The 7644-nt window shown below is 71.5% G+C and carries 9 protein-coding genes; 4 read left to right on the forward strand and 5 right to left on the reverse strand.

The genetic code is table 11. From position 1 onward, the window contains the following. Positions 1–139 precede the first annotated feature (139 nt). Complete coding sequence (gene aspS, locus PROKR_RS11075) at positions 140–1927, reverse strand: aspartate--tRNA ligase (RefSeq protein WP_036963075.1); 1788 nt, start codon at positions 1925–1927, stop codon at positions 140–142. Between the two features lie 96 nt (positions 1928–2023). Continuing rightward, the gene (locus PROKR_RS11080; RefSeq protein ID WP_211240106.1) at positions 2024–2650 is read right to left on the reverse strand and encodes a TetR/AcrR family transcriptional regulator; all 627 of its coding nucleotides are present in this window, start codon (positions 2648–2650) and stop codon (positions 2024–2026) included. Between the two features lie 52 nt (positions 2651–2702). On the opposite strand from PROKR_RS11080, the gene PROKR_RS11085 reads away from it, so the two are divergent. The 4 genes from PROKR_RS11085 to PROKR_RS11100 all read left to right on the forward strand — a co-directional run bounded on the left by PROKR_RS11085 (position 2703) and on the right by PROKR_RS11100 (position 5668). After that, positions 2703–3476, forward strand: a complete 774-nt coding sequence (locus PROKR_RS11085) for an oxidoreductase (RefSeq protein ID WP_036963077.1) — start codon at positions 2703–2705, stop codon at positions 3474–3476. A gap of 65 nt (positions 3477–3541) precedes the next feature. Further along, positions 3542–3910, forward strand: coding sequence for a VOC family protein (locus PROKR_RS11090; protein WP_036963079.1), 369 nt, complete (start codon positions 3542–3544; stop codon positions 3908–3910). A 38-nt stretch (positions 3911–3948) separates the two neighbouring features. Beyond that, complete coding sequence (locus PROKR_RS11095; protein WP_036963081.1) at positions 3949–4419, forward strand: PPOX class F420-dependent oxidoreductase; 471 nt, start codon at positions 3949–3951, stop codon at positions 4417–4419. Between the two features lie 34 nt (positions 4420–4453). Beyond that, entirely contained in the window at positions 4454–5668 is a 1215-nt protein-coding gene (locus PROKR_RS11100) for a pyridoxal phosphate-dependent aminotransferase (protein ID WP_036963083.1), read from the forward strand. A 113-nt stretch (positions 5669–5781) separates the two neighbouring features. Here the strand turns inward: PROKR_RS11100 and PROKR_RS11105 are convergent, their stop codons facing one another. The 3 genes from PROKR_RS11105 to PROKR_RS11115 form a co-directional block, all read right to left on the reverse strand. After that, entirely contained in the window at positions 5782–6381 is a 600-nt protein-coding gene (locus tag PROKR_RS11105; RefSeq protein ID WP_036963084.1) for a GNAT family N-acetyltransferase, read from the reverse strand. A 31-nt stretch (positions 6382–6412) separates the two neighbouring features. After that, complete coding sequence (locus PROKR_RS11110) at positions 6413–7006, reverse strand: ALF repeat-containing protein (protein ID WP_036963087.1); 594 nt, start codon at positions 7004–7006, stop codon at positions 6413–6415. A 117-nt stretch (positions 7007–7123) separates the two neighbouring features. Further along, the coding region (locus PROKR_RS11115) for a phosphotransferase (RefSeq protein ID WP_157602017.1) at positions 7124–7644 on the reverse strand (521 nt) is incomplete at its 5' end.

Raw genomic sequence — 7644 nt, forward strand, 5'->3', positions numbered from 1 at the left:
GTCGGGTCCGCGAGCTCCAGGACGGCGGCCGCGCCGGTGTCGGCACGGCCGCTGCTGTCCGTCCAGGCGCGCGTGACGTCGAGGAGGTCGGCGCGCACCCGGTGGAAGACGTGGTCGAGCCCGTGACCGTCCAGACGCGTCACGCGGTGGGGGCCGCCACGGGCGCGGCCTCGGGCGTGAAGTCCACGCCGGCCTCCTTGCGCTGCTCCGGCGTGATCGGCGCCGGGGCCGCCGTCAGCGGGTCGAACCCGCCGCCCGACTTCGGGAACGCGATGACGTCGCGGATCGAGGCCGACCTGGTCAGCAGCGACACGATGCGGTCCCAGCCGAACGCGATGCCGCCGTGCGGCGGGGCGCCGAAGGCGAAGGCGTCGAGGAGGAAGCCGAACTTCTCCTGCGCCTCCTCGTGGCCGATGCCCATCACCTCGAAGACGCGCTCCTGTACGTCACGGCGGTGGATACGGATCGAGCCGCCACCGATCTCGTTGCCGTTGCAGACGATGTCGTAGGCGTAGGCCAGGGCCTCGCCCGGCTCCTTCTCGAACGAGTCGATCCACTCGGGGGTCGGCGACGTGAACGCGTGGTGCACGGCGGTCCAGGCGGACGAGCCGAGGTCGACGTCGTCGTCCTCACCGGCCGGCTTGAACAGGGGCGCGTCGACGACCCAGACGAAGGACCAGGCGTTCTCGTCGATGGCGCCGGTCTTGTGCGCGATCTCGAGGCGGGCGGCGCCGAGCAGGGCCCGCGCCTCCGACGTCTTGCCGGCGGCGAAGAACACGGCGTCGCCGGGCTGGGCGCCGGTCGCGGCTGCGAGGCCCGCGCGCTCGTCGTCGGACAGGTTCTTGGCGACGGGGCCGCCGAGCTCGCCCTCCTCCGTGAAGGTCACGTACGCGAGGCCGCGGGCGCCGCGCTGCTTGGCCCACTCCTGCCAGGCGTCGAACTGGCGGCGCGGCTGGGCCGCCCCGCCGGCCATGACGACGGCGCCGACGTACTCGGCCTGGAACACGCGGAACGGCGTGTTCGCGAAGTAGGAGGTGAGCTCGACGATCGGGTTCTCGAAGCGCAGGTCCGGCTTGTCCGTGCCGTACAGGCGCATGGCCTCGTGGAACGTGATGCGCTGGATGGGCGTCGGGATCTCGACGTCGACCAGCGCCCACAGGGCCTGGAGGATCTTCTCGCCGAGGGCGATCACGTCCTCCTGGTCCACGAAGCTCATCTCGACGTCGAGCTGCGTGAACTCCGGCTGACGGTCCGCGCGGAAGTCCTCGTCGCGGTAGCAGCGGGCGATCTGGTAGTAGCGCTCCATGCCGCCGACCATGAGGAGCTGCTTGAACAGCTGCGGCGACTGCGGCAGGGCGTACCAGGAGCCGGGCGCCAGGCGGGCCGGGACCAGGAAGTCGCGGGCGCCCTCGGGCGTGGACCGGGTCAGGGTCGGCGTCTCGATCTCGACGAAGTCCTGCTCGTCGAGCACGCGGCGCGCGGCCTGGTTGGCCTTGGCGCGCAGGCGCAGCGCGTGGGCGGGGGCCGGGCGGCGCAGGTCGAGGTAGCGGTGCTTGAGGCGCGCCTCCTCGCCGATCACCTCGGTGTCCGCGAGCGCCGTGGAGACCTGGAACGGCAGCGGGGCCGACTCGTTCAGGGTGACGACCTCGGTGGCGACGACCTCGATCTCGCCGGTGGCGAGGTTGGGGTTGGCGTTGCCCTCGGGGCGGCGGCCGACCTCGCCGGTGACCTGCAGGACGAACTCGGCACGCAGCGGGTGGGCGATCTCCTCGTCGCGGATCACGACCTGGGCGATGCCGGACGCGTCGCGCAGGTCGATGAACGCCACTCCTCCGTGATCACGGCGGCGGTCGACCCAGCCCGTGAGGGTGACGGTCTGGCCGATGTGCTCGGCCCGCAGTGAGCCGGCCGTGTGGGTGCGGAGCACGGAGAGGTCCTTTCATGACGGAAGACGAGTTGCCCCCGCCGGGCACCCTGACGGGCGGGACGGCGGTGGGTGGGCGCCGCAGGGCGCGCAGCGAGTCTAGTGCGTGACGGCGGTCGGGGCTGCGTCCGCTGCGCCGAACCTCAGGCCGTCGAAGAGGAGCCCTGTGATGCGCACGGCTTCGTCCTGCCAGCCGTCGGTGGCGCGCATCCCGCAGACCCCGCCCAGGGCGCGCAGGAGGGTCCGTCCGTTCACGTCGCCGCGGACGGCGCCGCTGGCGGCGCCCGCGCCGAGGAGAAGGTCGAGCGCCTGGGCCATCCGCGCGCGGGCGTCGCCGAACACGGGCGAGTCGGTCGCCATGATGGCCTCCAGCGCGACGGACATCCCCTTGCCGACGGCCGCGTGCTCGACGAGCAGCAGCAGGAACCGCCGCAGGGCCTCGTCAGGGGCGTGCTCGTCGAGCAGCGCCGCGGGCGCGGCGCACAGCTCGTCGACCTCGTGGCGGTAGACCTCCTCGACGAGCGCCTCCCGGGTGTCGAAGTGTCGGTAGATCGTCCCGACCGCCACGCCTGCCCGGCGGGCGATCTCCTCGACGCGGATGCCTGGCTCCCCGGCGAGGAAGGCCTCCCGCGCCGAGGTCAGGACCGCCTCCCGGTTGCGTCGCGCGTCGGAGCGCAGCGGGCGTGACGACGGCATCTCGACCTCCGTAATGTGAAGCAGGTTCATGTTAGGTGTACCGTTTCCGGAATCAGGTTCATCTTACTGGAAGGAGACTCCCGTGCCCGTTCCGGCCGAAGGACTCGAAGGCCTACGTGTACTGGTCACCGGCGGCAGCCGGGGCCTCGGCAGGGCGACCGCCCAGCGGTTCGCCGCGGCCGGTGCGACGGTGCTCACCGCCGCACGCGGCGTGCCCCCGGCCGGTCTGCGCGCCACTCACATCCCCGCGGACCTCGCCACCGAGCAGGGCGTCGCCGAGCTCGGCCGCCGGGTGATCGACGCCGTCGGCGGCGTCGACGTCCTGGTCGACAACGCCGGCGCCGCGACCACCCCGACGCCGACCCTTCAGCGGTCTGACGAGTCCTGGCAGTCGGACCTGGAGATGAACCTGCTCGCGGCGGTACGACTCGACCGGGCACTGGTTCCTGGGATGGTCGAGCGCGGCTCGGGCGTCGTCGTGCACGTCTCGTCGATCGCGAGCCGCCTGCCGCAACGCAACGAGGCCCCCTACGCGGCGGCCAAGGCGGCGCTCAACGCCTACAGCCGCGAGCTGGCGACCGAGGTGGGCGAGCACGGGGTCCGTGTGGTGTGCGTCCTGCCAGGTTTCGTGGTCACGGAGGGTGCTCGTGCACACCACCAGCAGATGGCCGACCAGCAGGGCATCACCCTCGGCGAGGTGCAACAGCAGATCGTCGACCACCTCGGCATGCCGATGGGCCGGCCCGGTGACCCCGAGGACGTCGCGGAGATGATCGCCTTCCTGGCGTCCGACCGGGCGAAGTGGCTCACGGGAGCCCAGTTCCGCGTCGACGGCGGCATCATCCCCGCCGTATGACGGGAGCGGGTGACGAGCAGGCTGCCGACGGTCACGAGCAGACAGAGACACGAGACGGAGACAACATGAGCATCAACCTCGGCGCGGTGAGCTTCGACGCCCCCGACCTGGACCTCGAGAGCACGTTCTGGCAGCGGCTCCTGGGCGGTTCGGTCACCCGGACCCCGACCCATCACTTCGTCCGGGCGGACGGGTTCCCGGTGCTCGTGGTCCAGCTGGTCCCGGGACTCGTCCCGCCGGGCTGGCCGGACGGGAACCCGCAGCAGATGCACGTCGACCTCACGACGGACGACCTGGCAACGGCTGACAGGAATGCCCTCGCGGCGGGGGCCCGTCGGCTGCGGCCCACCGGCGACATCGACCCCGGCGCGCCGCCGAGCGGCAGGGTCTATGCCAGCCCTGCCGGGCACCCCTTCTGCCTGCGGCCCGCCTGAGGCACGGACGAGCCGGGCCCGGGGATAGCCTGACGCCCATGGCCAGGACTATCGCGACCAACACGACCGTGTCCCGGGACGAGCTGCTGGAGTTCCTCCGCTCGCGCCGCAACGGGATCCTCGTGACCACGAGGGCCGACGGCGCCCCGCAGCTCAGCCCGGTGACGTACGGGGTGGACCCGGAGGGCCGGGTCGTCGTCTCGACCTACCCCGAGCGGGCCAAGGTACGGAACCTGAGGAAGCGGCCGGCGGCGTCGTTCATGGCGCTCGGCGGGGACTTCGGCGAGGCGTGGGTGCAGATCGACGGCACGGCCGAGGTACTGGACGTCCCCGAGTCGGTGGAGCCGCTGGTGGACTACTTCCGGGCGGCGGCCGGCAAGGAGCACCCGGACTGGGACGAGTACCGCGCGGCGATGGTGGAGCAGGGCAAGTCGCTGGTCCGGATCACGATCGAGCGCTGGGGCCCGGTGGCGACGGGCGGGTTCCCGGCGCGTCTCGCGGACGGGTGACGAGGCACACCACCGGACCTGCGACCATGAGCGGGTGCGAGAGATCAGGCAGAGCCGCAAGCTGAAGTCCGTCCGGTACGACGTCCGTGGTCCGATCCTGGAGGAGGCGTACCGGCTGGAGGCCGAGGGTCACCAGATCCTCAAGCTGAACATCGGCAACCCGGCGCCGTTCGGGTTCGAGGCACCGGACGCGATCCTCGCGGACATGATCCACCACCTGCCCGAGGCCCAGGGTTACAGCGACAGCCGGGGCATCTACTCGGCACGCACGGCGGTGGCGCAGTACTACCAGTCGCACGGCATCGACACGCACGTGGACGACGTCTTCATCGGCAACGGCGTCTCCGAGATGATCAGCATGGTGCTGCAGGCGCTCGTCGACGACGGCGACGAGGTGCTGGTGCCCGCGCCGGACTACCCGCTGTGGACCGGGGCCGTGAGCCTGCAGGGCGGCACGCCGGTGCACTACCGGTGCGACGAGTCCAACGAGTGGAACCCGGACCTGGCGGACATCGAGTCCCGCATCACGCCCGCCACGAAGGCGCTCGTGATCATCAACCCGAACAACCCGACCGGGGCGGTGTACAGCGAGTCGACGGTCAAGGGCCTGGCGGAGCTGGCGCGCAAGCACGACCTGGTGCTCCTGAGCGACGAGATCTACGAGAAGATCCTGTTCGACGGCGCCACGCACCACCACACCGCCACGTTCGCCGCCGACGACGTCCTGTGCATCACGTTCAGCGGCCTGTCCAAGGCATACCGGATCTGCGGCTACCGGTCGGGCTGGGCCATGATCTCGGGCCCCAAGCACCGCGCGACCGACTTCATCGAGGGCCTGACCCTCGTCTCCAACATGCGCATGTGCGCCAACGTGCCGGCGCAGCACGCCATCCAGACGGCGCTCGGCGGCTACCAGTCGATCGACCACCTGGTGCAGCCCGGCGGCCGGTTCTACGAGCAGTCGATGCTGGCGGACAAGCTGCTCAACGAGATCCCGGGCGTCACGTCGGTGCGGCCGCGCGGCGCCCTGTACTGCTTCCCGCGGCTCGACCCCGAGATGTACCCGATCAAGGACGACGAGGCGTTCGTGATCGGCCTGCTGCGCGCCAAGAAGATCCTGGTGACGCACGGGACAGGCTTCAACTGGCCCGAGCCCGACCACTTCCGCCTGGTCACGCTGCCCGACGTCGACGTGCTCACCGAGGCGATCGGCCGCATCGCGGAGTACCTGGAGGAAGTCCGGGCCTGACGCCCGCGGGCGCTCTCCCTTCTGAGGGGGGAGGTCCGGGCCTTGACGCCGCCGCCGAACTCCCCTTTGAGGCCTAAGTTTCTTCGCTTTGCGTGGCAGCAGAGCCAAGAAACTTAGGCCTCAAGAGGGAGAGCGCCGACGGCGTCGGCCAGCCGGGCGTGGACGTGCATGTCGTGGTGGCCGTCCGCGTGGCGAGCGGCGCCACGGCGGGTGCCCTCCAGGGCGAACCCGGCCTTCTCCGCGACGCGGCAGGAGGCCTGGTTGAGCGTCGAGTGCTCCAGCTCCAGCCGCCGGAACCCGACCTGGAACGCCCATGCGCTCGCCGCGACGACGGCCCGCGGCGCCACGCCCCGGCCTCGTGCCGCCGGGACGGTCCAGTAGGCGATCTCGGCGACGCCGTCGAACAGCTCGAGGTCCTTGAGCGCGAGCCGCCCCAGGAGCGACCCGTCCGCGCCGGCGACCGCCCACTCCAGGCGGCGCTCCTGCGCCCAGGCATGCTGCCAGTTGACGATCATCCCGAGTGCCTCGTCCGGCGAGTCGACCCGGCGCACGTGCCAGCGCTGGATGTCGGGGTCGGCGTAGGCCTCCTGGACGGCGAGGGCGTCCGTGTCGCGCCAGGGGCGCATCGTCAGACCGTCGGCCAGGGGCAGCGTGGGCTGTGCCAGCCGCGCCAGCGTGCCGGGTGTGATCGTGTACGGGGCGAGCTCAGCCATGCCGACACGATAGGCACGCGCCGGCCGGACGTCACTCCACCTCGTACTGTCCGGTCTCGATGAAGTAGGCGCGGTCCTCGGGGGTCCCGTCCAGCGCGGCCACAGCGGCCGCCCGCAGCGCGGCGCTGATCCCCGGGGTGCCGATGATGACGAAGATCGCGACCGTGTTGTCCTCGTCCTGGGCGATCCAGCGGCCGGTCTCCAGGAAGTACGACATCGCCTCCAAACTACCGTCCTCCAGAGCCGCGTCCGCCGCGTCCCGCACGGCCCGACCCGTCTCCGGATCACCGATGATCACAAAGATCGCGAACCGGTAGTCCTCGTCCTGCGCGGCCTGCCAGCCGGTCTCGAGGAAGTACGTCATGGCTTCGACAGTGCCGATCTCCAGGGCCTCCAGCGCTTCGCGCCGCATGGCGACACCCACCTCGGGGGCGTCCAGGATGGCCTGGATCGCGGCCCGGAATTCTTCCTCGGTCTCTGGGACTGGATCTTCGGCGACCTGCGAGATCGGGGCGGTCGCCACGGGCTGCCGGGGCTCTGCGGCAGCCGTCAGAGGTGCAAGGGCGAGCATCGATCCTGCGACCGCCGTCACGACTGCCAACGACGTCATACGAACAAGCCTCACGTGAGCGTCCTCTCCGTGGGCGCCCGGCGACCAGGATGGTGCGCGGTGCGCCGCACACCGAGCAACGTAACGTCCGCGCAGGTCAGCGGCCACGAAAGTCGGGCCACGAACGTCCGGTCACGGGGTGGCGTGGACGTCGCCGGTGCGGGCGACGGCGCGCAGGTGCGCGCGGGCCTGATGCACCACCGGGTTCTCCGTGGCGCGGGCGGCGAGCTCGACCAGCGCGACCAGGTCGGCGGCGCGCGCCAGGTCCGTCGCCCGACGGCGTCCCGCCGAGCCGGCCAGCCGGTTCGGGACGGCGCCGGAACCGGCACCCCTCCCCTGACCGGTGAACCAGCCGTCCAGGACGCCTTCGACGTAGGCCGGCTCCCGGTCGAAGCGCAGCAGGTTGCCCAGGTCCGTGGCCGGATGGCCCGCGTGGGCGAACTCCCAGTCGAGCACGGCGGTGACCTGGAGCGTGTCCAGGTCGACCAGCACGTTCTTCGGGTTCAGGTCGCTGTGCACCAGGCAGGGCGATGCTCGGTCCAGGTCAACGGCGGCCCGCTCGGCAACCGTCCTCAAGGCCGCGACCTCGCCGTCGGACCAGCCGCTCGCGACCAGCCCGGCCGCGTGGGTATCGACCCAGTCGGGCAGCCGGA

Origin of the sequence: Promicromonospora kroppenstedtii DSM 19349, from assembly GCF_000515355.1 — a bacterium.
Taxonomy (GTDB): domain Bacteria; phylum Actinomycetota; class Actinomycetes; order Actinomycetales; family Cellulomonadaceae; genus Promicromonospora; species Promicromonospora kroppenstedtii.

What these genes read in the sequence shown, in the direction of transcription:
- PROKR_RS11080 (WP_211240106.1), bottom strand. Translation starts at nt 2,650, where the DNA reads ATGAACCTGCTTCACATTACGGAGGTCGAGATGCCGTCGTCACGCCCG.
- PROKR_RS11090 (WP_036963079.1), top strand. Translation starts at nt 3,542, where the DNA reads ATGAGCATCAACCTCGGCGCGGTGAGCTTCGACGCCCCCGACCTGGAC.
- PROKR_RS11095 (WP_036963081.1), top strand. Translation starts at nt 3,949, where the DNA reads ATGGCCAGGACTATCGCGACCAACACGACCGTGTCCCGGGACGAGCTG.
- PROKR_RS11105 (WP_036963084.1), bottom strand. Translation starts at nt 6,381, where the DNA reads ATGGCTGAGCTCGCCCCGTACACGATCACACCCGGCACGCTGGCGCGG.